This window comes from Arthrobacter sp. BGA-UO-ETr-C19, from assembly GCF_059568005.1.
Window position 1 is genome coordinate 583,597 of record NZ_JCAQPC010000024.1, and the last position, 26,269, is coordinate 609,865.

The following is a 26,269-nucleotide window of genomic DNA, read 5'->3' on the forward strand; positions in this document are numbered from 1 at the left end:
TTGGCATCAAATCCCCCAAATGATCCCCAAAGCGCCTGATCCTGAAGCGCCATCTTTGTACCAAGTATTTGATACAAAGATGGAGGGGTCAAGGCGGGACGGGGTCAAGGTAGGGGCCAAGGCAAGGAGCGGTCGCCCAACCGGCAGGCGGGAGAACTCAGTCGTCGAAGGGCTTGAACTGCTCCACGGACACGATCCTGCTCTTGCTGCCGTGTGCCACGTGGCAGATGATCATTTCCCCCGGGGCGAGGTACGGGTCCGCCACCGGCAGCAGGCCCTTGAGCCGCGGCGTCATGTAGCGGGCGAGCTGGCCCAGCACGGTGGGGAGGGCCGGCCGGTGGGTGCACAGCACCACTGCGCGCTGCTTGTCGAACAGCGCGTCGACAACGGCCGCAGTCTTTTTGGGGTTCCGGGCATGCCGGTGCTCCGTTAGCGCGTCCACCAGCTTCACCTTGGCGTCTGAGGACTTGGCATAGGGGGCGATGGTCGCCACACAGCGCACCCACGGGCTCGTGACCACGCGCAGCGGCTGCCACGCCTTCAGCAGCCGGTGAACAGCCTGTGCCTGGCGGATGCCGGTGGCGGCCAGGGGCCTATCGCCCTCCGCCTTGGTCCACGAGGAACGCGGTTTGGCCTTGGCGTGGCGCACGATGACGAGCGGCCAGGTCTGGAGTTCCTTCCGGGCGTGCGCCGCCACCAGGTATTCCAGCGGCGCCCGGTCGGAGGGGTTGGACAGCAGCACGGAAGCACGCTCCGGCGTGCACCACATGACGCTGTCCACTTCCTTGCCGTCCGGTCGCAGGGAATTGCCCGTGACCTCAACGGCCCAGTAGTGCACAACCTTCAGTCCGGCGGAGACGTGGTAATGGATGGGCGGGAGCGGGATGCCCAGCGGCGCCACGAGGCCGATCTCCTCCTTCACCTCGCGGACGGCGCACTCGGGCACCGTTTCGCCGGGGTCAAGCTTGCCCTTGGGCCAGGACCAGTCGTCATACCGTGGCCGGTGGATCAGGAGGACTTCCAGCTGGTCCTTTTTGACGCGCCAGGGAAGGGCACCAGCAGCCGTGACGGCTACCGGCTCGCCCGGGTGATCGGTCTGATCCGCTATGGGTGAGTCGCTGCTCTTCAAAGGCCGGGTTCCTACCGCCGGACGACGGCGCGCTGCCGGGAGCGTGATGCCAGGAGCCATGACTGGACGTCGTCAAGCTTCCTGCCGTCGTCGCCGATATGGTGGCGGGTCCACTCGCCGTCGCTGTCCAGGTGCCAACTGGACGTCTCGGGGTCCATGTACCGCCGCATCAGGTCCAGGACATAGGCGGTGTCTTCGCCGCCGGACAGCTGCACCAGCGCCTCCACCCGGCGGTCCAGGTTGCGGTGCATCATGTCCGCGGAGCCGATGTACACGACCGGGTCGCCGCCGTTGGCGAAGGCGAACACGCGCGAGTGCTCAAGGAAGCGGCCCAGGATGGAACGGACCGTGATGTTTTCGCTCAGCCCGGGGACGCCTGGGCGCAACGAGCAGATGCCGCGGACAATGACGTCCACCTTCACCCCGGCCTGGGAGGCACGGTAGAGGGAATCGATGATGGCCTCATCCACAATGGAGTTGACCTTGATCTGCACTCGTGCAGGAATGCCAGCCCGGGCGTTGCGGATTTCGGTTTCGATCCTGTCGATCAGTCCCGAACGCACGGAGCGGGGTGCCACCAGGAGACGCTTGAAGGTGGACTTCGGAGCGTACCCGGAGAGCTGGTTGAACAGCTTGGACAGGTCCTCGCCCACCTGTTCGTTGGCGGTCAGGAGTCCGAGGTCCTCGTAGTACCGGGCTGTGCGCGGGTGGTAGTTGCCGGTTCCGATGTGGCAGTAGCGGCGCAGCCCGTCCACCTCCTGGCGGACCACGAGGGAGAGCTTGCAGTGGGTTTTCAGGCCCACGATGCCGTAAACCACGTGGACGCCGGCCTGTTCAAGCTTGCGGGCCCAGGAGATGTTGGCCTGCTCGTCGAAGCGGGCCTTGATCTCCACGAGGGCAAGCACCTGCTTTCCAGCCTCGGCGGCGTCGATGAGGGCGTCGACGATGGGGGAGTCGCCCGAAGTGCGGTACAGGGTCTGCTTGATAGCCTGCACCTTCGGGTCCGCCGCCGCCTGTTCAAGGAACGCCTGGACGGACGTGGAGAACGAATCGTAGGGGTGGTGCAGCAGGATGTCCCGGCGGCGCATCGCGGCGAAGACGTTCGCGGCCTTGGAGGTCTCGGACTCGTTCAGGTACCGGGAGGTGTGCGGCACGTGCTTGGGATAGTGCAGGTCCGCGCGGTCGATGCCGCCGATCACGGACAGGCCGCGCAAATCCAGGGGCGCCGGCACGGAGTAGACCTCCGACTCGTCCACGCCGAGCTCACGGATCAGGAGCGCGCGGATGTTCGGGTTGATGTCGTTGGTGACCTCCAGCCGGACGGGCGGGCCGAACCGGCGGCGCAGCAGTTCCTTTTCGAGCGCCTGCAGGAGGTTCTCGGCGTCATCCTCTTCCACCTCAACGTCCTCGTTGCGGGTCACCCGGAAGGTGTGGTGCTCCAGGACCTCCATCCCGGCGAAGAGCTGGTGCAGGTGGACGGCGATGACCTCCTCGAGGGCGATGAACCGTGCCACGCGGCCGGGCACTGAGCCGGCCCGCGGGCCGTCGATGGAAATCAGGCGGGGCAGCTGGTCCGGCACCTTGACGCGGGCGAAGAGCTCCTTGTCGCTGACCGGGTTCCGGACCACCACGGCCAGGTTCAGGGAAAGGCCCGAGATGTAAGGGAAGGGGTGGGCGGGGTCCACGGCCAGCGGGGTGAGGATGGGGAAGACCTTCTCCGCGAACATGACACTGAGCCGGTCGCGGGCTTCGTCGTCGAGCTCGTCCCAGTGCATGAGGTGGATGTGCTCGTAGGCCAGGGCCGGCCGGATCTGCTCGGCGTAAACCTGGGCGTGCCGCTGCTGCAGGCGGTGGGCTGCCTCGCCGATCTGTTCCAGGACCTGGACAGGGCTGAGTCCGGCGGGGGAGGGAACGGCAAGTCCGGTGGCGATGCGGCGCTTCAGGCCGGCCACGCGGACCATGAAGAATTCGTCGAGGTTGGAGGCGAAGATCGACAGGAAGTTGACGCGTTCCAGCAGGTACAGGTCAGGATCTTCGGCGAGCTCGAGGACCCGGGCGTTGAACGCCAGCCAGCTCAGTTCGCGGTCCAGGAACCGGTCCCGGCTGATCTCGCCGTCCGGTTCCAGGATGGCGGCGAACTCGGGGATGTCGATCCGGTCCTGCGTGGCGCGGGACGCCGGCACTTCGGAGGAGCCGAACCGGGCGCGCACAGGGGCCGCCTTGATTTCGGTGGTGGCTGTTCCGGCGGATTCCGGTTGCATGCGCTCTCCTTGAGTACTGGCGGGTTTGGTTTCAACCTTACAAGCATTCACCCGTCCGGGACCCGAAGATTTCGAGGGCGGCGGCACGCGTCCCAGAGGGGTGATCAGCGTCCCTCGAGCGGCCCGTACATGACGTCCATGTCCCAGCGCGTGAAGCCCAGCCGCCGGTACAGCGAGACGGCGGGAGTGTTGTCCGCATCCGTGTACAGCATGACGGCGTGCAGCCCCTGCTGCTGGAGGTGCCGGATCCCGGCGATGGTCAGCGCCTTGCCCAAGCCGATGCCCTGGGCGGCTGGGGTGATGCCCACGACGTACACCTCGCCGATGGCCGGATGGGGCCCGTGCTGCGGATGCACCTTGGTCCAGTGGTAGCCGAGGAGCCGACCGTCCCGGTCCTCGGCCAGCAGGAAGCCGGCGGGGTCGAACCATGGTTCGTCCATTCTGGCCTGCAGGTCGGCTCTGGTGAGCGAGCCCTGCTCCGGGTGGTGCGCGAAGGCCGCACGGTTGGCGGTGAGCCAGGCGTCCTCATCCTTGCCCGGCACAAAGGCGCGAATCGAGACCCCGTCCGGAAGACCGGCGTCGGGCAGGTCAGCGGTGGCGGTGGTGAGCCGCATCTTCCACAGCTCCCGAACCGGTCCGTAGCCGTACCGGGCAGCCAGGTCCGCTGCTGCCTCGTGGTTGCCGTGCGACCAGGCCTTGAGCCCGTCCAGGCCGCGGGAGGATTTGAGTGTGGCAACGAGCCGGTCCGCCACGCCCTGGTTCCGGTAGCTGGGGTGGACCGCGATTTCCACCACGCCTGTCCCGTCCGGCTCCTCAACCACTACGGCGAAGCCGGCCAGGTCCTGTGCCGTGGCGGGGTCCGACTGCTCGTCGGGGGCGTAGAGGGCAAGGGTCAGCAGGGTGTGCGGGCCGGTATCCGCCGCCCGCATGGTCACGAGGGTCTGTTCGGAGACGGGGGGATTGCCGTCCGATTCCTCGGCGGCGGCCAGCAGGCTGCGGACATCCCGCAGCAGGTCTTCATCCACGCCGCCCTTGACGACAAGGACGGGCCATTTCTCCGGGTGCGCAGGACTCATGCTGTAAGGCTATACGGAGCCACCCGCGCATGCCCGATTTGGAACAGGCCGTGGCGCCCCGTATAGTCGTTACCTCAGCCGGCATTCATGGCAGGTTGTGAGGGGGATCCACCACTGGGGTGGCCTCGATACGTTCGACCCGTATGTCCTCCACTTATAGTTTCAATGCAGAACGGCCCGGCTCTGGTGAGCCGGGCCGTTCTGCATTCTGCTGCGGGTCGTGCCGGGAAGCCGGCACCCTTGGTCGGGTCATCTTGGGGCCCGGGGTCTGGGGCTTGGGGGCCTAGGCCTCGGTGAGTTCGTCCTCTTGCTGGCGGATCAGCGTGAGCCGGTAGCCCACGTTGCGCACCGTGCTGATCAGGTTCTCGTGGTCCGCGCCCAGCTTGGCGCGCAGCCGCCGGACATGGACGTCCACGGTCCGGGTGCCGCCATAGTAGTCGTAGCCCCACACCTCGGTGAGGAGCTGCTGCCTGGTGAATACCCGGCCGGGGTGCTGCGCCAGGTACTTCAGGAGTTCGAATTCCTTGAAGGTCAGGTTCAGTGCCGCGCCGTTGACGCGGGCCGTGTAGCTCGCCTCGTCAATAACGACGCCGGCGGCCCGGATTTCGGAGGGAGCCTCCTCCTGGTCCGGTACAGCCCGGGCGACACAGAGGCGGATCCGGGCCTCCACTTCGGCGGGGCCGGCCGAGTCGAGCACGATGTCATCGACGGCCCAGGCGGAGGAAACGGCCGCCATGCCGCCCTCGGTGAGGATCAGCACCAGCGGTGCGCTGAGGCCGGTGGCCTTCAGGAGCTGGGTCAGGGAGCGGGCGCCCACGAGGTCTTTGCGCGCGTCCAGCAGGACGATGTCGCAGGGGTCTGTCTCCAGCAGTGCGGTGGGCTCGGCGGGGAGGATGTGAACCCGGTGGTTCAGGAGCTCCAAGGCAGGCAGAATGTCCACCGATGACCCGGTGCTGTTGGTCAGTAACAGGATGTGCGACATTCTTCCTCCAAGGGGCTGTCTGCGCATCGTCGGGCGACTGAGCTGATGTTTGAGTATACCCAATGGCCCCCCGACGGATACTGATCGGCCGCACGGGCGCGCCTTGTTTACGACATATAGCGTTCATATAGGGCAGGATTGAAACCGTCAGGGGGCGAGCCCTGCCCGTCAACGGCACAGCCAGGATGAGGTCGCAGCAGATTTGAGTGCAGAGTCCGAGATGAGTACGCCACGGCCTGCCCCTGAGGTGAGCGCTCCGGCCGCTGCCGGCGGGACGCTCCAGTCGTGGAGCATTGGAGTCGTTGGCCTGGTGGGCCTGGCGACGCTGGTGGCGAGCGTCTTCCGGACTCCGGATGTCCTCCTTGCAGTTGCCGTGCTATTCGCCCTTGCGATAGGCGTCGGCTGGCCGCACTACCTGGAAATCCCCGCCAAGAAAACCCTCGCCGCCGTGATCGGGCTGTCAGGGGCCGGCTCGGCCGTTGCCGCCTCTTTCGCCGCCGCCCCTGGCTACCTCAACTGGACGCCCGGCTTCATTGCCCTCGGTGTCGGCGCCGTGTTCGTCGTCCAGCTGGTGCGCGGCACCGGCCAGGCGCAGCGCCTTGAGTCGACGCTCGGCTGCAGCGTGGGGGTCCTGCTGTCCTGCCTGGGCTCCGGGTGGATTGCCAGCGCCCGGTTCAACGGAGTCAAGGAGATGGTGCTGGTAGCGGGCATCAGCGCCGCCGTCGCACTGCTCGCCGGCCTCATCCGCTGGCCCGACCGGATCATTGCGCCGCTGGGTATCACCCTGGCCGGACTTGCCGGGCCGCTGGCCGGGTTGGTGTTCTCCGACATCGCCGTATTGCCCGCCGCCGTGTTCGGTGTTGTGGTGGGTGCGGTCCTGGTCAGTTTCCGCAGGCTGGTGACGCTCCGGGGCGCTCCGCTGAACTTTCCGGCTGCCCTGGGCATGGGGCTGGCACCGATTGCGGCGGTCGGTTCGCTCGCCTACTTCATAGACAAACTACTCATCTCCTGACGGGTTAGGATGGCATCATGTCCGTACTTGCATTTGAAATCTTCTTCCTTGTCCTGCTCGGCGTTGCGAGCCTGTCCATGGCCTGGTTTGCCGGTTTTGTTGTCTACCGCCTGTTCAAAGGACAGCGGTAACCCCTGCTTAGCGGTTTCGAGAGGTAGCGGCTGTGCCTATTGAAATTCCTACGGACCTGACCCCCGAACTGGTTCCCCTCTCCTGGCTCATCGGTGAGTGGGAGGGCCATGGCCGGCTCGGGGCCGGTGATGAAGGTTCAGAGCACTTCATGCAGCATGTCTCCTTCACCCACAACGGCCTGCCGTACCTGCAGTACCGTGCGGAAAGCTGGCTGACCGACGAGGACGGGACCAAGCTCCGGCCGCTCACTGTTGAGACCGGATTTTGGGCCCTGGAGCGCAAACAGCTGGAGGCTGACAGCGGCCCCGGCCTGGTGCCCGGGGACATCGTCCCGGTGCTGAAAAGCGCCGACGAGGTGGAGGCCCTCCGCAACAAGGAGGGCGGCTTCGACATCTCGGTCTCGATCAGCCACCCGGGCGGCATTTCGGAGCTGTACTACGGGCAGATCAAGGGCCCGCAGATCCAGCTCAGCACCGACATGGTGATGCGCGGCAGCCACTCCAAGGACTACAGTGCGGCCACCCGGATCTTCGGGCTGGTGGACGGCAACCTGCTCTGGCGGTGGGACGTGGCCACCGGCCGCCCGTCGGCAACCGGCGCGGCTGCTGGACCGGCTGCTGAGGCTGGCAACGGCCTCGAGGCGCACGCCTCGGCGTTCCTTAAAAAGGTGACCTGACCGCAGCCACCCCGCTGTCCGCACCGCTGCATCCGCGGCACTGCTTCCGCACCCCCGCTTCCGCGGCACTGTTCGCCGGCGCTCCCTTCGGCTACTTTGGCCTCAGGTCTTCAATCCTGAGTCCGCAGCAACCCGATGGAGTGTCCCATGGATGAGTCCCAGCCCCCGGCAGACTACAGCGACCTCAAAGCCGTGTACTTCAACGGCACGCTCAAGCGTTCGCCGGAGAAGAGCAACACCGAGGGCCTGATCACGGTGAGCCGGCTGATCATGGAGAAGCAGGGTGTGGCCACGCAGGTCATCCGGACCGTTGACCACGACATCGCCAGCGGCGTGTACCCGGACATGCGGGAACACGGCTGGGCAACCGATGAATGGCCTGCGCTGTATCCGGCCGTCAAGGAAGCGGACATCGTGGTGGTGGCCGGACCCATCTGGCTGGGGGACAACTCCTCGCAGACCAAGAAGCTCATCGAGCGGCTCTACGCCCATTCGGGCCAGCTCAACGAGAAGGGCCAGTGGGCCTTCTACCCCAAGGTGGGCGGCTGCCTGATCACCGGCAACGAGGACGGCATCAAGCACTGTTCCATGAACGTCCTGTACAGCCTGCAGCACATCGGCTTCACCATTCCGCCGCAGGCCGACGCCGGCTGGATCGGCCCCGTCGGGCCGGGACCCAGCTACCTGGATGAGGGCTCGGGCGGACCGGAGAGCGACTTCACGAACCGGAACACCACGTTCATGACATGGAACCTCCTGCACCTGGCCCGGACGCTCAAGGACGCCGGCGGAATTCCCGCCTACGGCAACCTTCCGGAAGAATGGAAGGCCGGAACCAAATTTGGTTTCGAAAACCCGGAATACCGCTAGGTGGCCGGAATACCCTCCCAGCCAAGGACGTTCCCCTTCATATGACTACCAAGAGCCCACTGTTGTCGCGCCCTGGCGCCGTTGAAGCGGGCGGCGCCGACGCCGGCGTCGCATCCCACTACGGCGAACCCCTGCGGGAGCAGCGCGCCCTGGCGAACGGAACCGCCGTCGTCGATCTTTCCCACCGTGGGGTGGTGACGGTCACCGGACCGGACCGGTTGAGCTGGCTCAACACGCTGTCCTCCCAGCAGGTCACAAATCTCCAGCCCGGTGAGTCCAGCGAACTGCTGCTCCTGAGTGTCCAGGGGCGCATAGAGTTCGATGCGCGCGTGGTGGACGATGGCGGGACCACCTGGCTGATCGTCGAGGCGGCCGAAGCGGGCCCCCTGGCCGAGTGGCTGACCAGGATGAAGTTCATGCTCCGCGTCGAGGTGGCGGACGTATCGGCCGAGTGGGCAGTGGTGGGATCCACCAGGGCTGTGCCCGAATGGTCCGGCCTGCTGGTGTGGCAGGACCCCTGGCCCCACGTCGGCGCCGGCGGCTACTCCTACGCCGTGGTCCCGGAGGACACCCACCCCGGCGCCGATCGCCCGTGGTTCGAATACCTCGTGCCGGCGGCGGAGCTCGAAGAGACGGTGGGGGACCGGCCGCTCGCGGGCGTCCTCTCCGCCGAAGCCCTGCGTGTCGCCGCCTGGCGTCCGAGGCTCGGCGCTGAAACGGACGACAAGACCATTCCGCATGAACTGGACCTGCTCCGCACCGCCGTGCACCTGGCCAAGGGATGCTACAAGGGCCAGGAGACGATCGCCCGCGTGCACAACCTTGGCCACCCGCCGCGGCGCCTGGTGTTCCTGCAGCTCGACGGTTCCCAGCACACCATGCCGGCCCCCGGCAGCGAGGTCCGGGTGGGGGAGCGCAAGGTGGGCACCGTGACGTCCGTGGCGCAGCATTACGAGATGGGCCCCATTGCCCTGGCAGTCATCAAGCGTTCGGTCGCCCCGGATGAAATACTGACGGTAATGGACGGGGATGAACCGTACACAGCCGCGCAGGAAGTGATCGTGGCGCCCGACGCCGGACAAGTCGTCGGAAGGCAGACAGGATTCCTGAGGGGGACCCACAGATGACAGACTCCACCGCACCCGACGCCGGGGCTTCAGAGCAGCCCGCGTCGCAGCAGCCCGACGAGGAAACCCTCGAATTGGCACGTACCCTCCTGGACGCTGCCCGCAACGGCGACACCGAGTTGCTGCGCAGCTACCTCAACGCAGGCGCCCCGGCCACGCTGACCAACTACGCCGGCGACTCGCTGGTCATGCTCGCCGCCTACCACGGCCACGCCGAGACAGTTCAGCTCGTCCTGCACCACGGCGCCGACGCCAATGCCGCCAACGACCGCGGACAGACCCCGCTGGCCGGCGCAGTGTTCAAGGGCTACCCGGACGTCGTCCGTGCGCTGGTTGACGCGGGAGCAGATCCCGACGCCGGCTCGCCCTCGGCACGTGACGCCGCCCGGATGTTCGCCCGGGACGACATCCTGGAACTGCTGGGCTAGGCATTTTGGAGAATGTCAGCAGGCCCTGGCCTGCGCTCTGGTCCCTCGTCATCGGGTTCTTCATGATCCTGATCGACACCACGATCGTTTCGGTGGCCAACCCGCGCATCATGGAGGGCCTGGATACGGACATCAACGCCGTCATCTGGGTCACCAGCGCCTATCTGCTGGCGTATGCGGTGCCGCTGCTGATCACCGGCAGGCTCGGCGACAGGTTCGGGCCCAAGCGGCTGTACCTCTCGGGCCTCGTGGTGTTCACCCTCGCGTCGCTGTGGTGCGGGCTGTCCGGCACCGTGGTGATGCTCATCGCCGCCCGCGTCCTACAGGGCCTCGGCGCAGCGCTGATGGCCCCGCAGACCATGGCCGTCATCACCAGGATCTTCCCGCCGGACGGGCGCGGCGCCGCCATGGGCCTGTGGGGTGCCACCGCCGGTGTGGCGACGCTCGTCGGACCCATCCTGGGCGGCGTGCTCGTGGACGGGCTTGGCTGGGAGTGGATCTTCTTCATCAACGTGCCCATCGGGATCGTGGGTTTCATCCTTGCCTGGCGCTTCGTTCCGTCCCTCACCACCCATCCGCACCGGTTCGACATCCCCGGCGTGGTGCTCAGCGCCGTCGGGCTTTTTCTCCTGGTCTTCGGCATCCAGGAAGGCGAGACGTACGACTGGGGCACCATCACGGGGCCGGTGACCGTGTGGGGGCTGATCATCAGCGGCATCGTGGTGCTGGCGCTTTTTGTCGGCTGGCAGGCGGCCAACAAGGGTGAGCCGCTGCTTCCGCTGGCGCTCTTCCGGGACCGCAACTTCTCGCTGGCGAACATCGGAATCACCACCGTGGGATTCACTGTCACCGCATTTGGGCTGCCGCTCATCTTCTACTACCAGATCGTGCGGGACATGACGCCTACGCAGTCTGCCCTGATGATGGCGCCCATGGCGCTGATTTCCGGCGGGCTGGCGCCCCTGGTGGGAAAGATCATTGACCGGGTAAACCCCAAATACATCACGTCCACCGGCCTGGTCCTCATGGCCGTGGCGCTGTTCTGGAATTCAGCACTCATGCATCCGGACACCCCGGTGTGGCTGTTCCTGCTGCCCAGCGCCGTGCTCGGCTTCGCGAATGCAGGCATCTGGGCGCCCTTGAGCTCCACCGCCACCCGTAATTTGCCGATGCGGCAGGCCGGTGCGGGCGCGGGCGTTTACAACACCACGCGGCAGATCGGCGCCGTCCTCGGCAGTGCCGCCATCGCCGTCCTCATGCAGGCCAGGCTCGCGGCGGAACTCCCGGCGGCACCCGGCGGGACGCCCGGGGGTTCGGGTGAGCCCGGCGGCTTCGGCGGCCAGTTGCCTCCCGCCCTGCATGACGGCTTCGCGACGGCGATGGGCCAGTCGATCATGCTGCCAGCGGCTGTGATCGTGCTTGGCGCCGCGGTGGCCCTGTTCTTCGCCCGGCCCAAGGAGGTCCAGGGCTGGGGCGGGCAGCGGCCCGCTGCCGGCCAGGATGCGGAGGCGACGACGCGCTAGGCGTGATCGGCCGGCCCCGCTTGGCGCTGGCCGAGCAGCACGCTGGTTTGGATGCCGCCGGTGGAAAAGCCCAGGCTGCGTGCCGTCGCCAGCGAGCCCTTGTTGCTGACGTCGGAGCGCCACTGCAGCGTCAGCCCGGAGGCCAGGGCTTCGTGGGCGGCCACCGAGGCCGCGAGCGATCCCAGTCCGCGGCGCCGCCACTCGGGGGCCACAAGAACCCCCATGTGGGCCAGGATGCCTTCCCATTCGGAGTAGGCGCCGCAGGCCACGGGCACCCGCTGCCCCTCGTCGTCGTGAATGATGGTGTAGCGGTTCTCGAGGTCGGACAGGCCCACCTCGTTCACGTCATCGGGCGGGCACAGGCCCTCAAGTTCGATGGCCTCCGGGTTGCCGTGCGACACCGTCAGCTCCTCCGCGGGCTGCAGCAGCGGCAGGTCATCGGCGAAGAAGAGAGCCGCGGAGCCCTGGCCGTGGCCGCCGTGCCGGCGGGTGATGGTCAGCAGGGTGACGTGCTGGGCCATCTCCTCATCGGAAATGCCGGCCGCGGCATCCAAGGCCCACTGCGGACCCACCAGGGCCGAGCTGCCGAACAGGCGCACGAACTCGACCGAGTGCGCGGAGTCGTCAACCCTGGTGATCCGCGCGCCGGTTTCCAGCGCGCGGGCGAAAGCGCCGTCGTCGAGCCCCAGGCGGCGCGCCCAGGCAAGCTGGATGATGGCGGCGGATCCGGGGTCAAGACTCATGGTCCCAGCCTACCGATCCCTGCCGCCTCTGAGCCGCAGCCCCCGCCTCCCAGCGCGAACGGGCACGTGCGGCCCCAAACCAAAGCGCGAACGGGCAGATAATGCCCTCAAAAAACCAAAAACAGGGCATTATCTGCCCGTTCGCGCTGGCACTAACCAGGGAAGCGGGCCGGGGGTGCGGGCTTAGCCGAAGAGGACCGCGGCCTCGTCGTAGCGGTGCTGCGGGACAGTCTTGAGCTTGCCCAGCGCGGCTTCGAAGCCCACGTGGTCAATGTCGGTGCCGTTCAGCGAGACCATCGTGCCCCAGCGGCCCTCGACCACGGAATCGACGGCAGCCATACCCAGTCGGGTGGCCAGCACGCGGTCGAAGGCGGACGGGACGCCGCCGCGCTGGATGTGGCCCAGGATGGTGGCGCGGGTCTCGATGCCGGTCCGGGCTTCGATTTCCGGTGCCAGCTGGTCGGCGATCCCGCCCAGCCGGGGACGGCCGAAGGTGTCCAGGCCGCGCTCGGAGTGCGGTGATTCCATGTGCTCCGGCACGAACCCTTCGGCCACAACGATCAGCGGTGCACGGCCACGGTCATGGGCCTCGGTGACCCATTTGGTGATCTGCTGGATGCTGACTTTCTGCTCCGGGATGAGGATGGCGTGGGCGCCCGAGGCCATGCCTGCGTGCAGGGCGATCCAGCCGACGTGGCGGCCCATGACCTCGGCGATCATGCAGCGGTGGTGGGACTCACCCGTGGTCCGCAGCCGGTCGATTGCCTCGGTGGCGATCTGCACGGCCGTGTCGAAGCCGAAGGTGTAGTCCGTCGCGTCGAGGTCGTTGTCCACGGTCTTGGGAACGCCGACGATCTTCAGGCCGGCGTCGGTGAGGCGCTTGGCAGCCGCGAGGGTTCCCTCGCCGCCGATGGCGATGATGGCATCGATGCCCAGCCGGTCCATGTGGGCTTTGATGACGTCGGGGCCGCCGCCGTTCTCAAACGGGTTGGTCCGGGACGTGCCCAGGATGGTGCCGCCCTGCTTGGCAATGCCGCGGACAAGCGTGCGGGGAATGGGGATGATGTCACCCTCCACCACTCCGCGCCAACCGTCGAGGAACCCCACGAATTCGTGGCCGTGGATGGCAATGCCTTTGAGGACGGCGCCGCGGATAACGGCGTTCAGTCCGGGGCAGTCGCCGCCGCTGGTGAGGATTCCGATTTTCATTTTCTTGGCTCAAATCCTGGTTCGAAGGTTTTACGGGCAGAGCGCCACGCTGAGCTCAATAAGAGATTCTAGTGGGGAGTGTGGGGTAGGACACAAACGGTTACAGCACCAAGGGACCCTGGACGCCGCCGGCCGGCATGGTCCCCGACAGCACAGTGCTCCCGTTCCGCCGGGAACGGGGGCACTGTATAACGGACGACGGCGGCTGCCGGCCGGGGCGGTTACTGCCGGCCCGTGCCGCGCTTGTCGAGGAAGGATTCAAGCGCGATTGAGTTGTTCTGGTCCGGCAGGATCAGCCACGCCGCGAGGTAGAACACGATGGCCGGTCCGGGCAGCAGGCAAAAGAGGAGGAAACCGATCCGGACGAACGCCACATCCACGTTCAGCTTCTCGGCGATTCCGCCGCACACACCGCCCAGCCAGCGCTGCGGTCCGCGCTTCAGGCCCAGGCCCCTGACAATGCTGTAGAACTTTTCCATGTCTCAAGACTTCCCGTTTGTTGTGCTGTTGTCACGTTTACGTGCTGAGAGGAGTCCGCCGATGACCAGCGCGGCTCCGGCGCCGATCATCAGGCCGATCAGCACATATGTCCCGTTCAAGACCACGATCCCCAGCTGGGAGATGACGATCAGGACGGCCAGGGCGAGGACGACGAGCCCCCAGACGATGGTGCCTACCCGGGCGGGCGCTTCGGCGGGTTCGTCCTTCCCCGTGGTGGACGGTTTGGGCAGAGGGTGGGTTTCCGGTGCGGGATCAAAACTGCTCATGTCAGTTTCCTTCCTGGATGGCGATGTTGCTCACGGTGCCGTCGATCTGGAGGATCAGCCTGGCGCCGGGCTTGTCCGAGTTGTAGCTGCTTTGCCGGGAGGTGATGCCGCCCCGGCTGTCCGTGCCCTCGTTCAGGTTGCCCAGGGTCATATCGGCACGGACATCCACCGGCACGGTGCGCGGGATGATGACCGTCACGTTGCTGGCTGTGGCGTCCAAGGGGATCACGACGTCGGTGCCCAGTGGCGGGTTCAGGTTCAGGCCGGTCAAGTCGACAGTTCCGCGGCCTCCGGTGATCTGGAACCCCTGGCGGGCCTGCTCGATGGTGACGGGATTCCAGTCCGCATTCTGGAAGCGGAACCGGTCACCGTTAGGCACGGCGCTGAAGATTCCGCCGACGATGAGCGCCACCACGGCGAAGAAACCGAGAACGCCTGAGGTCCGGCCGCGCATTCCGGCCAGCAGGATGCCAAGGCCAAGGACTGCTGCACCGGCTGCCCAGACCACGGCGTTGGCCGAATCGCCGAGATCAATCTGGTTGCCGGCGTCGAGCGCTTTGAGGGTGCCCCCCGCCAGCAGCGCCAGTCCGGCGGTGATGGCCACGGCCGGCGCGCCCGGGCCGTTCGGCCGCGGCCTGGGCGCGGGCGTCGGGACCGGGACCGGGGCGGGCCGGCGCGGTGGAAGGCCGCCGCCGGAAGGGGCTGTGGGGGCTGCGGAGCCGTAGGACGGGATGGCGTCCGGAGTTGGCGGTACCGTGTAGGGCTGGGCAGGCGTATGGCTGCCGGCAGCGAAGGATGACGCCGGGAACGGAGATGGGGATCCCGCGGCGGCGTTCGCTGGTGCGTTGCCGGGGGTTGCGTAGCCGTAGGCCGCCCGGCCCCCGGTGGTGCCGTTCATCGTTGCACCAGTGCGGTTCTTGTTGCGCTGGGTCAGGAAGTAGATGAGGTAGATGACGCCGCCGATCCAGAACAGGGCCCAGAAGAAGCCGAAGCCGTCGTGGCCCCATCCCCAGAAGCCGCCGCCCATGCCGGTGAGTCCGACGATCGAGGTGATGAGCGCGCCCGTCATGCCCGTGCTCCAGCGGCCGGCGCCCGCCTCCTGGGTGTGGATCCGGCCGTCGGGCTCAGGCAGCAGGGCCCAGCCGAGACCGTACAGGAGGACGCCGATGCCTGCGAACAGCGTCAGCACGATGAAGATGCCGCGCACGATCAGGGGGTCGATGCCCATCCTTTCCGCGATGCCGCTTGAGACGCCACCGATCCAGCGGTCGCGTCCCCGGCGTACGCCGTGGCTGCGGATCCAGTCGAAGAAGTTCAGCGGCTGGGCGGACCGGCCGTAGCCCGGAGCACCGTATGCGGGAGCACTGTATGCGGGACCACCGTGCGAGGGCGGCGGGAACAGCGGCTCAGTGGGTTTTTCCGGCTCGGTGGGTTTTTCGGGCTCTGTGTGTTGTTCCGGTTCTGTGTTTTCCGGTTCTGTGTATTCCCGTTCTGTGTATTCCCGTTCGGCGGGACGCTCCGGATCGTGGCCGGTACTGCCCTCGGACGGGGTGCCCGGCTGCTGGCCTTCATTGGGGTTGGGGTTCTGCGAGTTCATACTTCGATACTGCCGTTTGGGCTGGTCAGTCCTCTATTGGGGAACACCCTGAGCTGTCCCTGACTTACCCCGGGTTCACCCTCACAACGGGGCTCGGGAACCCTGATCCGTGTTTGGATTGATGCATGACCATAGCCCCTGTCCGCCCACCTCTGGTCCGTAGCAGCGACCGCGTGATCGCCGGCGTCTGCTCCGGCCTGGCGGTCCATTTGGGCTGGCCGGTGCGCATGGTGCGGATCGGCATGGTGGTCGCCGGCTTCGCCGGGGGCGCAGGATTGGCCTTCTACGCGTGGCTGTGGATCATGGTTCCCACCGCGGACGAGAACGCCAGGCGCAATGCCCGCCGTCCGGCGTCGCCCATTGCCCCCGCCGTGAGCCTGCCGCCTGAGGGCCTGCAGTCCGGCCCGGCCCCGGCCCCTTCGCCGGGCATGCTTCCCTCGTTCTCCGCCGTTCCTTCACTCTCCGCCGTCCCCCCGCCCGCGGGGGAGTACGACGCCGGCACTGCTTCCCAGCCTCCGGCGCCTGCCGCCGCTCCCGGGGCCGGCACATGGTTCCGAATACGGAGCATGCGTTACGGCAAGGAGATCCTGCTGGGAGCCGGGCTCCTGCTCGTCGCCGCGATCCTCATCGCCAGGCTGCTGGGCGTGGAGGTACCCCTCGGCACGCTGATCCCGGCGGCCGCGATACTGGGCGGCGCGGCCATTGCCTGGATGCAGCTGGATGAAACCCGCCGGGCCGGGCTCGTCGATAAAACCAAAGCGGACCAGGCCGGTGGATGGGCGAGGCTGGCAGCGGGCCTCGCGCTCGTGGTGGCCGGGGTGCTGGTCATGGTCTCCGGGTCTGGCTCATGGCAGCAGACCTGGCTCGCACTGCTCGCGTCCGTTGCCGTGCTGGGCGGCGTGGCGCTGGTGCTGCTGCCCTGGGGCCTGAAGTTCTGGCGCGACCTGGAGACGGAACGGGCCGGCCGCGTGCGGGAGACGGAGCGGGCCGAGATCGCCGCCCACCTGCACGACTCCGTGCTCCAGACGCTCGCCCTGATCCAGCGCCGTGCCGGCAACGAGCACGACGTCGTCCGCCTCGCGAGGGCGCAGGAGCGCGAGCTGCGGGGCTGGCTCTTCAAAGACCCCGCCCGCGATGCCGGCCAGCTCTCGGACCGGATCAAGGCCGCCGCCGCAGAGGTTGAGGACGGGCTCGGAAACGCCGTCGACGTCGTGACGGTGAGAGACACGGAGATGACTGAGCGCCACGAGGCGCTGGTCCAGGCCAGCCGCGAGGCCATGCTGAACGCTGCCCGCCACGGCGGCGGTCCCGTCTCTGTCTATCTCGAGGTGTCCGACGGCGGCGCGGAAGTCTTCGTCAAGGACCGGGGCCCGGGCTTCGACCTGGGCGCTGTCCCGCACGACAGGTTGGGCGTGCGCGAATCAATCATTGGCCGGATGAAACGGCACGGCGGCAATGCCGCAATCAACAGCGGACCCGACGGCACGGAGGTGCGCCTCAGGCTGCCTGCGGACGTCGCGGACAACGGGGAAGGGAAGTCATGAGTACACCAGCAGGGGCAGGCGCGGCGGGACGAACCGTGCGGGTTGTGATCGTGGATGACCACGCGATCTTCCGGTCCGGCCTCAAGGCTGACCTCGACCCGAGCGTGGTGGTGGTCGGCGAAGCCGGCACAGTGGAACAGGCCGTCGAGGTTATTGCCACAGCACGGCCCGACGTCGTGCTGCTGGACGTGCACCTGCCCGGCGGCCGCGGCGGCGGAGGGCGGGAAGTCATCACAGGTTCCGCTGTGCTCCTGGGAACCACGCGTTTCCTCGCCCTGAGCGTCTCCGATGCGGCCGAAGATGTCGTGGCCGTCATCCGGGCCGGTGCCCGCGGCTATGTTACGAAGACCATCTCCGGCGCGGAGATCACCGACGCCGTGTTCCGGGTTGCCGGCGGCGACGCCGTGTTCTCGCCTCGCCTGGCAGGCTTTGTCCTGGACGCCTTCGGCACTGCCCCGGCAGACATCGCCGACGATGAACTGGACAGGCTCTCAGCCAGGGAACTCGAGGTGATGCGGCTGATCGCCCGCGGTTACAGCTATAAGGAGGTGGCCAAGGAGCTCTTCATCTCGATCAAAACCGTGGAAACCCATGTCTCGGCCGTGCTCCGGAAGCTGCAGCTCTCCAGCCGCCACGAACTGACCAAGTGGGCCGCCGAGCGCCGCCTCCTCTAGCCCCAACGCTTCCTCAGGTCCTGCCGCCTTTCCCCAAACCCTTCCTCAGGTCCTGCCGCCTTTCCCTAAACCCTTCCTCACGTCCCGCCGCCTTTCCCCAAACCCTTCCTCACGTCCGGTCGCCTTTCCCTAAACGCTTCCTCACATCCTGAACTGCCACCCAAAAGCAAACGCTCCCGCACCTTTTTCGGTGCGGAAGCGTTTAGGCATTTCCTGCAGGATCTGAGGAAGGGTCCGTGGTTTTCCTGCAGGACGTGAGGAAGCGTTTGGGGTTACTGCGCCTTGCCGAGGAAGTCCTGGAGGCGGCCAACGCCGGTGGCGAGGTCTTCGTCGCCCAGGGCGTAGGAGAGCCGCAGGAAGCCGGACGGGCCGAAGGCCTCACCGGGAACTACTGCGACCTCCACCTCGTCCAGGATCAGCGCGGCAAGCGCGGCCGAGGTTTCCGGACGGACCGGACCGTTCGACGTCGGGAATTCCTTACCCAGCAGCGCGCGGACATCCGCGTACACGTAAAAGGCGCCCTTCGGCGTCGGGCATTCAACGCCCTCAATCGCGTTGAGGCCGTCCACGATCGCCTTCCGGCGGCGGTCGAAGGCGACCTTCATCTCGTCCACCGCCGTGAGCGGACCGGAGACGGCCGCCAGGGCGGCGATCTGCGGGATGTTGGACACGTTGGAGGTGGCATGCGACTGCAGGTTGGTGGCGGCCTTGATAACGTCGGCCGGGCCGATCATCCAGCCAACGCGCCAGCCCGTCATCGCATAGGTCTTGGCAACACCGTTCAGGATCACTACCTTGTCACCCAGTTCGGGGGCGGCGGTGGCGATGGAGGTGAAGGGAACGCCGTCGTAGGTCAGGTGCTCGTAGATCTCGTCGGTGACCACCCACAGGCCCTTCGCGGCGGCCCACTTGCCGATTTCGGCGACCTGCTCGGGCGAGTAGACCGAACCGGTGGGGTTCGACGGCGACACAAACAGCAGGATCTTCGTGCGGTCCGTGACGGCTGCTTCGAGCTGCTCCACGGTTACCAGGTAGTCCTGCTCCGGGCCGGCGAAGACCTCCACCGGGACGCCGCCGGCGAGGCGGATGGCCTCGGGGTAGGTGGTCCAGAAAGGCGTGGGGACGATCACTTCGTCGCCCGGATCCACGAGGGTGGCGAACGTGTTGTACACGGCCTGCTTGCCGCCGTTGGTGACCAGCACCTGGGACGGGTCGGCCTTGTAGCCGGAGTCCCGGAACGTCTTCTCGGCAATGGCCTTCTTCAGCTCGGGCAGGCCGCCGGCGGGGGAGTAACGGTGGTACTTCGGCTGGCTGGCGGCGTCGATGGCGGCCTGGACGATGTAGTCCGGGGTGGGGAAGTCGGGCTCGCCCGCGCCGAAGCCAATCACCGGCCGGCCGGCCGCCTTCAGCGCCTTGGCCTTGGCGTCGACAGCCAGGGTGGCGGATTCGGCAATGGCGGAAATGCGTTGGGAAACGCGGGCGGAAGACATGGCAGGTCCGTTCTTCGCTTGCAGCTGGGGAGCTGAATGGTGGATTTCGACGGAATCTACTCTATGCTGTTCACCGGATCGTTCGAGGTGGAACACGGGTTTGTGACTGCGGTGCGGCGCGGATCCAGACGCTGAAAACGGTCCGAAATGAGGCTGGTTCGACGTAAGCGCAGTTGTTGCGTAGACTGGTTCTCCGGTGTTGAAAACACAGATGATGACGTGCGCCCCAGATTGCCTTGGGTAAAGTGCGGTCTTCATCGGTTTTTGATCCATAGGGTAGTGGCGCAATTGGTAGCGCAGCGGTCTCCAAAACCGCAGGTTGCAGGTTCGAGTCCTGTCTGCCCTGCGCAGGCTGTTCCGGCGAAAAGCCGGAGCAAGCGCAGCAACCAAAGGTTCAGTTCAGAGCCGGGTAATCCGACTTGCGAGGATGAGTGAGGAACAGGTGACCGAAACAGCTGCCAGCAGCTCCAAGGGCCGCCCCGCAAAGAAGGCCGCCAAGGCTGGCTTCTTCGCTCGCATCGCACTCTTCATCCGCCAGGTCATTGGCGAACTGAAGAAGGTCGTTGCCCCCACCCGCAAGGAACTGATCAACTACACGCTTGTGGTGCTCGTATTCGTAGTCATCATGATGGTGGTCGTCACTCTGCTGGACCTGGCGTTCGGCACCGCGGTGAGCTGGGTCTTCAGCGGTACAGGCGCCGGAGACCGCTAAGGCGATCGGTCCGCAGACTGCGTGGGCTCCCGGCCGGATTCGGCAAGGAGCTGGCGGGGTGTGCGGAATTGAGCCATTTAAATAGGCAATTAGCAATGAGGAAGCAGGAGACCAAGTGTCTGAGCAGGAGCTCGAGGTAACTGAGACTGAGCTGGATGAAACCCAGAACCCCGCGGCTGAGTCCGCTGAGGGCTCCGAGGTTGAGTCTGCTGCGCCCGATTCCGAAGGCGACGCCAATTTTGAAGACGACGCCGACGCCGAGACCGACGCTGACGACGCCGAGACTGACGACGACGTGACAGGAGAGGACGCCGAGGAAGGCGCCGAAGGGACCGACGTCCTGGCCGCTGCTGCCGCCCAGGCCACCGACCCGGCCGAGGAGTTCAAGTCCAAGCTGCGCCGCCAGGAGGGTGACTGGTACGTCATTCACTCCTACGCCGGCTACGAAAACCGGGTCAAGGCCAACCTTGAGACCCGCATCCAGACCCTGGACATGGAAGATTACATCTTCGAAATCCAGGTTCCGATGGAAGAAGTCGTTGAGATCAAGAACGCTCAGCGCAAGGTCATCAACCGCGTCCGCATCCCCGGCTACGTGCTGGTCCGCATGGACCTGACGGACGCCTCATGGGGCGCCGTCCGCCACACCCCGGGTGTGACCGGCTTTGTGGGCAACGCCCACAACCCCGTGCCGCTGCGCCTCGATGAGGTCTTCTCCATGCTGGCTCCGGTCTTCGAAGAGGAGCAGGCCGAGAAGGGCAAGCCCACCAAGCAGGCCGCCGCTCCGGTGAACGTCGACTTCGAGGTCGGCGAATCGGTCATCGTCAAGGAAGGCCCGTTCGAGACCCTTCCCGCCACGATCTCCGAGATCAAGGTGGATTCCCAGACCCTCGTGGTTCTGGTGTCCATCTTCGAACGCGAGACCCCGGTCACGCTGGCCTTCAACCAGGTCACCAAGATCTAGCTGATCACCACAGATTTCGTTCCGGAGCGGCCCGCTTTAGCAGTTCCGGAACGGCCGGCCGCCTCGCCATGGCGGTCAACCACCTGAGGCACGCTCCTGTGTCCCAGGACGCATTTGAGAGAAGGACCCTACATTGGCTCCCAAGAAGAAGGTCACCGGCCTCATCAAGCTGCAGATCCAGGCAGGTGCCGCTAACCCGGCCCCGCCGATCGGTCCCGCGCTTGGCCAGCACGGTGTCAACATCATGGAATTCTGCAAGGCGTACAACGCTGCGACGGAAGCCCAGCGCGGCAACGTCATTCCTGTTGAAATCACGGTCTACGAAGACCGTTCGTTCACGTTCATCACCAAGACCCCGCCGGCTGCAGAGCTCATCAAGAAGGCTGCAGGCGTCGCCAAGGGTTCGGCTACCCCGCACACCGTCAAGGTTGCCAAGCTGACCCAGGCCCAGGTCAACGAGATCGCCTCCACCAAGATGGAAGACCTCAACGCCACCAGCCTCGAAGGCGCAGCGAAGATCATCGCCGGCACCGCCCGCTCCATGGGCATCACCGTCGAGGGTTAATTCCCCGCTGATGCGGCGCCGGGTCCGGGAAACCGGGAACGACGCCGGGCAGCACCGCCGGGAAACCGGCACCACTGAAACATTGAAATGTCAGAAATCCGGACGGATAAAAACAGCCGGACAGCTGACTGTGGCAGGGCCCAGCGCGGTCCGTAGACCACAACTGCACAAGGAGAAATAAGCAGCATGGCAAAGCGCAGCAAAGCATACGAGGCAGCCGCAGCCAAGATCGACGCGGAGAAGTTCTACGCGCCGTTCGAGGCAGTGACGCTCGCCAAGGACACCAACCCGTCCAAGTTCGACGCCACCGTTGAGGTCGCATTCCGCCTGGGCGTTGACCCCCGTAAGGCCGACCAGATGGTCCGCGGCACCGTCAACCTGCCGCACGGCACCGGTAAGACCGCCCGCGTCCTCGTGTTCGCCACGGGCGAGAAGGCTGAAGCAGCAATCGCTGCCGGCGCCGACTTCGTTGGTTCCGACGACCTGATCGAAAAGATCGCCGGCGGCTGGACCGACTTCGACGCAGCCGTTGCCACCCCTGACCTCATGGGCAAGGTTGGCCGTCTCGGTAAGGTCCTGGGTCCGCGTAACCTGATGCCGAACCCGAAGACCGGCACCGTCACCCCCGATGTCACCAAGGCTGTCAACGACATCAAGGGCGGCAAGATCGACTTCCGCGTCGACAAGCACTCCAACCTGCACTTCATCATCGGCAAGGTTTCGTTTGACGCCACCAAGCTGGCCGAGAACTACGCCGCTGCCCTCGAAGAGGTGCTCCGCCTGAAGCCGTCCGCTTCCAAGGGCCGCTACATCCAGAAGGCAACGGTTGCCACCACGTTCGGTCCCGGCATCTCCGTTGACCCCAACGTCACCAAGGTTCTCATCGAGGCGTAACCCTCGCGAACCTGCGGCCGGATCTCCGGCCGGCACCAAAGGACCGTCCGGCTGTTGCCGGGCGGTCCTTTTGCGTTGCTGTGGCCGTTTTCGTTGCCTCTGAAGTACGACGGCGGGACTCCAGTCAGGTGCGTTGGCTCGCTCTGGAAGGGGCTCTGTCGGACTCCGGGCGTTACGGCTAGGCTGATCCGGTGACGACGCCCTCCTACCGGATCGAGCCGCTGTTCCTGCCTGCGTCACTCGACGCGCCCGACGCCACAGACTTCCTTGAGTTCAGCGACCTCAGCGATGCCGTGATCCTGGAGACCTGGGGCAACCTGGACCGGGCAACGCCCCGCAACGCCAGGCTGGAGGCCTGGCGCGACGACGACTACCAGAAGCTGCGGCTCTTCTTCGTACGGCTGAACGGCCGCATGGTGGCAAGGTCCTGGGTCAGGCTTACTCAAAAGGAGAACCTCGAGGATGCGTTCCTCAGGGTGGACGTCCTCAACGGCTTCAGCGGCCGCGGCATCGGCCAGGCCCTCCTGCGGCATGCAGAGGCTCTGGCGGTGGAGGACGGACGAAGCACCCTGCAGTCCTTCACCGAGCACGCGCCCGGGTTCGATCCGGACGGGCAGGGGATCCTCACGCCTGGAACGGGGACGGGCGGGGTCCCGGCCGCGGCCCGCGGCGTACGGTTCGCCGTGGCGGCCGGTTACACCCTCGAGCAGGTGACGCGTTTCAGCGCACTGGACATGCCGCCGTCGGACGGTGTCCTTGACGCGCTGGAGGGCGAGGCAGCCGGCATCGCGGGGGACCGGTACGAGATTCTCGGCTGGACGGACCGCTGCCCGGATGAGTATCTCGAAGAGATGGCAGTGCTCATGTCCAGGATGAGCACGGACACTCCGGCAGGGGCGCTGCACTACGACCCCGAGGTGTGGGATGCCCAGCGCGTCCGGCACGTCGAGGATGAGTGGAAGCGGACGGGCCTGGAGTCGTTGGTGGCAGTGGCCCGGCATAAGTCGAGCGGCGAGCTGGCGGCCTACTCGGTGCTCCAGCACTCGGGCGAAAAACCGTGGCTGGCCGAGCAGGACGACACACTCGTGGCCGAAGCGCACCGCGGGCACCGGCTGGGGATGCTGGTCAAAGTGCTCAACCTCCGGCGCCTGCAGAAGGACCATCCCGAGGTGGAGCGGGTCCTGACATTCAACGCCGCGGAGAATGACCACATGCTGGCCATCAACGTAGCCCTGGGCTTCCGTGCGGCAGGGTACGACGGTGAGTGGCAGCGCCGGCGTTAAGCGGCATATGCTGGCGACGGATACACCGCGTGGACTCAAGCCCGCAGCCTTCAGGGCAAGCGGCGGAAACGGCTGGGGATAATGGCAATAGAGGTGCGGATCGAGCGGCTGTGGATTCCTGACTCCGTGGACGCTGCCGACGCAGCGGACTTCCTCGCCGCCGTGGAGGTGGGGCGCAAGGTCCGGATGGATACCTGGGGCAGTGACGACCTCGCCTACACGCCGGTGGAAAAGCTTCTCGAACTGGACGACCCGTACGAGCGCCAGGTGATCCTCGTGGCGAAGGTCGGCGACGACATCGTGGGCACCGTGGACATCGCCCTTCCCCTCGCGGACAACCTGGACCTTGCCGAGTTCACGCTGGACATCCTCCCCGAGTACCAGCGCCAAGGCGTGGGCAGGCAGCTGCTGGAGGCCGCCGAACACTTCGCCCGGGAGGAGGGCCGGACCATGATTCTGGTGGACACGAACCACCCCGGCGCCTCCCTGCACGAATTCGCGCCCGAGCAGCTGGTGCCCGGATCGGGCCAGGGCTATGTGCCGCTGGGAAGCCGCGAGGTGGATTTCGCCCAGCGCACCGGTTACACGCTGCAGCACATTGAACAGTTCAGCTCGTGTGCGCTGCCGCTGGACACCAAGCTTGTGGCCGAGCTCGAGGCTGAGGCGCAGGAGGCCAACAACGGCCGCTACCGACTGCATCACTGGACCGACCGTTGCCCGGAGCGCTGGCTGGAATCGGTGGCTGCCCTCGAAAACCAGGCCGGCGGTGACGCGGGGCCGGCGGAGGACGACGACAGCATGGTTTTCGACGCCAGGATCCTGCGTGAAGCCGAGGAAGTCACCATCTCCCAGGGACGGCGCACGGTGGTGACCGCCGTCGAACATATCGCCACGGAGACGCTCGTGGGGCTGACCACGATCAGCGTCCTGGCGCAGCGGCAGGACGTCGTCTTCCAGGACGACACGGTGGTGCTGCAGGCACACCGCGGCAACAAGCTCGGCCTGCTCATCAAGGTGGCCAACATGGAGCGCCTCACCGAGCAGTTCCCCGATGCGCGGGTAATCTACACGTGGAACGCCCCGGAAAACCGGTACCTGCTCACGGTCAACCGCCAACTCGGGTTCACGACGGCGGGAGTCACCGGGATCTGGCAGAAGGAACTGCCGGACCTGGGACCCAGCAGAAGCTAGGCCGATTTGGTTATCCGCGGAACCCTCCCGTAAGCTTGAACTACCAAAGACCGTCGGTTGTTGGATTCCCACTCTTTCGAGCTCAGCTCAACTCTGCAGTTGTGTGCGAAAGAGCCAGTGGGTTTCCGGACGAAGGACCCTGAACATAGGGCGGCCGGCGCAGGTGAACGAAGCAAAGTTCCGCTGTTATGAACAGCGTTGAGCCAAGCCCCGTGCATCTGCGCGGGGCGTTTTTAGTTTTAGCTCACCTGAGCGGGGACCCGGAATACCGGCACTATCCCCGGAAGGAGGGTTATGGCAACGCCTACCAAGGTTTCAGCAGTAGCTGAGATCACTAACGATTTCAAGGAATCGAACGCCGCTGTCCTGACCGAATACCGTGGGCTCACCGTTGCACAGCTCAAGCAGCTGCGTGTTTCTCTCGGCCAGGACACCAAGTTCGCGGTCGTCAAGAACACCCTGACCGCCATTGCAGCCAAGGAAGCTGGTGTCGAAGCATTCGACGGCCAGCTCGCCGGCCCCACTGCAATCGCGTTCATCAAGGGTGACGCAGTTGCAGCTGCCAAGAGCCTGACGGATTTTGCCAAGGCCAACAAGCAGCTGGTCATCAAGACCGGTTACTTCGAGGGCAAGGCACTGAACGCCAGCGAAGTTGCTGCCCTGGCAGCACTCGAGTCCCGCGAGCTGCAGCTCGCCAAGGTTGCAGGCATCCTCAAGGCCCCTGCTGCCGCTGCTGCACGCATCATCGACGCACTGCGCCTCAAGCTTGAAGAAGAGAACGGTGCTCCGGCTGAAGCCGAAGCTCCCGCCGCTGAAGAAGCTCCCGCCGCAGACGCAGCAGAGGCTGAGGCTCCGGCCGAAGCCGCTGCCGAAGAGAACTAACTCTCTCCCAAAAAGACTCCGGTGGAACGGAAGGCATTCAGCCCCCGGCCACCTTTATAGGAAGGACGCCACCCATGGCGAAGCTCAGCAACGAAGAGCTCATTGAAGCTTTCAAGGAACTGACCATCATCGAGCTCTCCGAGTTCGTCAAGCTCTTCGAAGAGACCTTCGAAGTTACCGCTGCTGCTGTTGCGGTTGCCGGCCCCGCCGGTGGCGCTGCCGCTGAGGAAGCCGAAGAGAAGACCGACTTCGACGTCATCCTCGAAGCTGCTGGCGACAAGAAGATCGCAGTGATCAAGGAAGTTCGCGCCATCACCTCCCTCGGCCTCAAGGAAGCCAAGGACCTGGTTGACAGCGCTCCCAAGGCTGTTCTCGAAGGCGCCACGAAGGAAGCTGCCGAGAAGGCAAAGGCTCAGCTCGAAGAAGCTGGCGCCACCGTTACCCTCAAGTAACACTGCTTGTCCAGGAATCCCCGTCCACTCCGGTGGGCGGGGATTCCTGCGTTTAACAAACAACGCGGGGTCATTTAGCGCCCAAT

26 protein-coding genes and 1 tRNA gene are annotated in these 26,269 nt (G+C 66.0%); 17 read left to right on the plus strand and 10 right to left on the minus strand.

The features are described from left to right. Positions 1 to 157: 157 nt before the first annotated feature. The 4 genes from AC57BR_RS21585 to AC57BR_RS21600 all read right to left on the minus strand — a co-directional run bounded on the left by AC57BR_RS21585 (position 158) and on the right by AC57BR_RS21600 (position 5,448). Positions 158 to 1,129, minus strand: coding sequence for an NUDIX hydrolase (locus AC57BR_RS21585; RefSeq protein WP_496364333.1), 972 nt, complete (start codon positions 1,127 to 1,129; stop codon positions 158 to 160). A gap of 11 nt (positions 1,130 to 1,140) precedes the next feature. Beyond that, complete coding sequence (locus AC57BR_RS21590; protein WP_496364335.1) at positions 1,141 to 3,390, minus strand: RNA degradosome polyphosphate kinase; 2,250 nt, start codon at positions 3,388 to 3,390, stop codon at positions 1,141 to 1,143. Between the two features lie 104 nt (positions 3,391 to 3,494). Then, positions 3,495 to 4,466 (minus strand): mycothiol synthase, encoded by a 972-nt coding sequence (gene mshD, locus AC57BR_RS21595; protein WP_496364337.1) that lies wholly within the window; start codon positions 4,464 to 4,466, stop codon positions 3,495 to 3,497. A gap of 283 nt (positions 4,467 to 4,749) precedes the next feature. Then, positions 4,750 to 5,448 (minus strand): winged helix-turn-helix transcriptional regulator, encoded by a 699-nt coding sequence (locus AC57BR_RS21600; RefSeq protein WP_496364339.1) that lies wholly within the window; start codon positions 5,446 to 5,448, stop codon positions 4,750 to 4,752. A gap of 220 nt (positions 5,449 to 5,668) precedes the next feature. Between AC57BR_RS21600 and AC57BR_RS21605 the strand changes: the two genes are divergently transcribed. The 6 genes from AC57BR_RS21605 (at position 5,669) to AC57BR_RS21630 (ending at position 11,216) form a co-directional block, all read left to right on the plus strand. Next, a complete protein-coding gene (locus AC57BR_RS21605; protein WP_496364341.1) occupies positions 5,669 to 6,460 on the plus strand; it encodes a permease in 792 nt (263 codons plus the stop codon). Between the two features lie 163 nt (positions 6,461 to 6,623). Further along, positions 6,624 to 7,268 carry a nitrobindin family protein gene (locus AC57BR_RS21610; protein WP_496364343.1) on the plus strand — a complete coding sequence of 215 codons (645 nt, stop codon included), beginning with the start codon at positions 6,624 to 6,626 and terminating at the stop codon, positions 7,266 to 7,268. 147 nt (positions 7,269 to 7,415) lie between these two features. Then, positions 7,416 to 8,138, plus strand: a complete 723-nt coding sequence (locus AC57BR_RS21615; protein ID WP_496364345.1) for a flavodoxin family protein — start codon at positions 7,416 to 7,418, stop codon at positions 8,136 to 8,138. A gap of 41 nt (positions 8,139 to 8,179) precedes the next feature. Continuing rightward, a complete protein-coding gene (gene ygfZ, locus AC57BR_RS21620) occupies positions 8,180 to 9,265 on the plus strand; it encodes a CAF17-like 4Fe-4S cluster assembly/insertion protein YgfZ (RefSeq protein WP_496364347.1) in 1,086 nt (361 codons plus the stop codon). Further along, positions 9,262 to 9,693 (plus strand): ankyrin repeat domain-containing protein, encoded by a 432-nt coding sequence (locus AC57BR_RS21625; RefSeq protein ID WP_496364349.1) that lies wholly within the window; start codon positions 9,262 to 9,264, stop codon positions 9,691 to 9,693. The genes ygfZ and AC57BR_RS21625 overlap by 4 nt, the downstream gene beginning before the upstream one ends. Before the next feature lie 5 nt (positions 9,694 to 9,698). Next, positions 9,699 to 11,216 carry a DHA2 family efflux MFS transporter permease subunit gene (locus AC57BR_RS21630; protein ID WP_496364351.1) on the plus strand — a complete coding sequence of 506 codons (1,518 nt, stop codon included), beginning with the start codon at positions 9,699 to 9,701 and terminating at the stop codon, positions 11,214 to 11,216. Here the strand turns inward: AC57BR_RS21630 and AC57BR_RS21635 are convergent. The 5 genes from AC57BR_RS21635 to AC57BR_RS21655 all read right to left on the minus strand — a co-directional run bounded on the left by AC57BR_RS21635 (position 11,213) and on the right by AC57BR_RS21655 (position 15,532). Next, positions 11,213 to 11,959: a GNAT family N-acetyltransferase gene (locus AC57BR_RS21635; RefSeq protein ID WP_496364353.1), complete on the minus strand. Its 747-nt coding sequence runs from the start codon at positions 11,957 to 11,959 to the stop codon at positions 11,213 to 11,215. The genes AC57BR_RS21630 and AC57BR_RS21635 overlap by 4 nt on opposite strands. Positions 11,960 to 12,142: 183 nt before the next feature. After that, positions 12,143 to 13,168 (minus strand): 6-phosphofructokinase, encoded by a 1,026-nt coding sequence (locus AC57BR_RS21640; RefSeq protein WP_496364355.1) that lies wholly within the window; start codon positions 13,166 to 13,168, stop codon positions 12,143 to 12,145. A gap of 221 nt (positions 13,169 to 13,389) precedes the next feature. Further along, positions 13,390 to 13,647 (minus strand): PspC domain-containing protein, encoded by a 258-nt coding sequence (locus AC57BR_RS21645; protein WP_496364357.1) that lies wholly within the window; start codon positions 13,645 to 13,647, stop codon positions 13,390 to 13,392. A 3-nt stretch (positions 13,648 to 13,650) separates the two neighbouring features. Further along, on the minus strand, positions 13,651 to 13,935 hold the full coding sequence (locus AC57BR_RS21650) for a hypothetical protein (protein ID WP_496364359.1): 285 nt from the start codon (positions 13,933 to 13,935) through the stop codon (positions 13,651 to 13,653). Position 13,936: 1 nt separating this feature from the next. After that, a complete protein-coding gene (locus AC57BR_RS21655) occupies positions 13,937 to 15,532 on the minus strand; it encodes a PspC domain-containing protein (protein ID WP_496364361.1) in 1,596 nt (531 codons plus the stop codon). 125 nt (positions 15,533 to 15,657) lie between these two features. Between AC57BR_RS21655 and AC57BR_RS21660 the strand changes: the two genes are divergently transcribed. Further along, positions 15,658 to 17,076, plus strand: coding sequence for an ATP-binding protein (locus tag AC57BR_RS21660; RefSeq protein WP_496364363.1), 1,419 nt, complete (start codon positions 15,658 to 15,660; stop codon positions 17,074 to 17,076). Beyond that, positions 17,073 to 17,750 carry a LuxR C-terminal-related transcriptional regulator gene (locus AC57BR_RS21665; RefSeq protein ID WP_496364365.1) on the plus strand — a complete coding sequence of 226 codons (678 nt, stop codon included), beginning with the start codon at positions 17,073 to 17,075 and terminating at the stop codon, positions 17,748 to 17,750. Before AC57BR_RS21660 ends, AC57BR_RS21665 begins: the two co-directional genes overlap by 4 nt. A gap of 272 nt (positions 17,751 to 18,022) precedes the next feature. Here AC57BR_RS21665 and AC57BR_RS21670 read toward each other — a convergent pair whose 3' ends face one another. Beyond that, positions 18,023 to 19,240, minus strand: a complete 1,218-nt coding sequence (locus AC57BR_RS21670) for a pyridoxal phosphate-dependent aminotransferase (RefSeq protein WP_496364367.1) — start codon at positions 19,238 to 19,240, stop codon at positions 18,023 to 18,025. A 273-nt stretch (positions 19,241 to 19,513) separates the two neighbouring features. Here AC57BR_RS21670 and AC57BR_RS21675 point away from each other — a divergent pair. The 9 genes from AC57BR_RS21675 (at position 19,514) to rplL (ending at position 26,183) form a co-directional block, all read left to right on the plus strand. After that, positions 19,514 to 19,586, plus strand: a tRNA-Trp gene (locus AC57BR_RS21675). Between the two features lie 81 nt (positions 19,587 to 19,667). Beyond that, positions 19,668 to 19,952 carry a preprotein translocase subunit SecE gene (secE, locus tag AC57BR_RS21680; protein WP_496364369.1) on the plus strand — a complete coding sequence of 95 codons (285 nt, stop codon included), beginning with the start codon at positions 19,668 to 19,670 and terminating at the stop codon, positions 19,950 to 19,952. A gap of 115 nt (positions 19,953 to 20,067) precedes the next feature. Further along, positions 20,068 to 20,916, plus strand: a complete 849-nt coding sequence (gene nusG, locus AC57BR_RS21685; RefSeq protein ID WP_496364371.1) for a transcription termination/antitermination protein NusG — start codon at positions 20,068 to 20,070, stop codon at positions 20,914 to 20,916. Between the two features lie 133 nt (positions 20,917 to 21,049). After that, positions 21,050 to 21,481 (plus strand): 50S ribosomal protein L11, encoded by a 432-nt coding sequence (gene rplK / locus AC57BR_RS21690; RefSeq protein ID WP_003803853.1) that lies wholly within the window; start codon positions 21,050 to 21,052, stop codon positions 21,479 to 21,481. 186 nt (positions 21,482 to 21,667) lie between these two features. Next, positions 21,668 to 22,375, plus strand: coding sequence for a 50S ribosomal protein L1 (gene rplA, locus AC57BR_RS21695; RefSeq protein ID WP_003803842.1), 708 nt, complete (start codon positions 21,668 to 21,670; stop codon positions 22,373 to 22,375). 191 nt (positions 22,376 to 22,566) lie between these two features. Further along, positions 22,567 to 23,658, plus strand: a complete 1,092-nt coding sequence (locus tag AC57BR_RS21700) for a GNAT family N-acetyltransferase (RefSeq protein WP_496364374.1) — start codon at positions 22,567 to 22,569, stop codon at positions 23,656 to 23,658. An 81-nt stretch (positions 23,659 to 23,739) separates the two neighbouring features. Beyond that, the gene (locus tag AC57BR_RS21705; protein WP_496364376.1) at positions 23,740 to 24,849 is read left to right on the plus strand and encodes a GNAT family N-acetyltransferase; all 1,110 of its coding nucleotides are present in this window, start codon (positions 23,740 to 23,742) and stop codon (positions 24,847 to 24,849) included. Positions 24,850 to 25,143: 294 nt separating this feature from the next. Next, positions 25,144 to 25,731 (plus strand): 50S ribosomal protein L10, encoded by a 588-nt coding sequence (gene rplJ / locus AC57BR_RS21710; RefSeq protein WP_496364378.1) that lies wholly within the window; start codon positions 25,144 to 25,146, stop codon positions 25,729 to 25,731. Between the two features lie 74 nt (positions 25,732 to 25,805). Beyond that, positions 25,806 to 26,183 (plus strand): 50S ribosomal protein L7/L12, encoded by a 378-nt coding sequence (rplL, locus tag AC57BR_RS21715; protein WP_003803837.1) that lies wholly within the window; start codon positions 25,806 to 25,808, stop codon positions 26,181 to 26,183. Positions 26,184 to 26,269 lie beyond the last annotated feature (86 nt).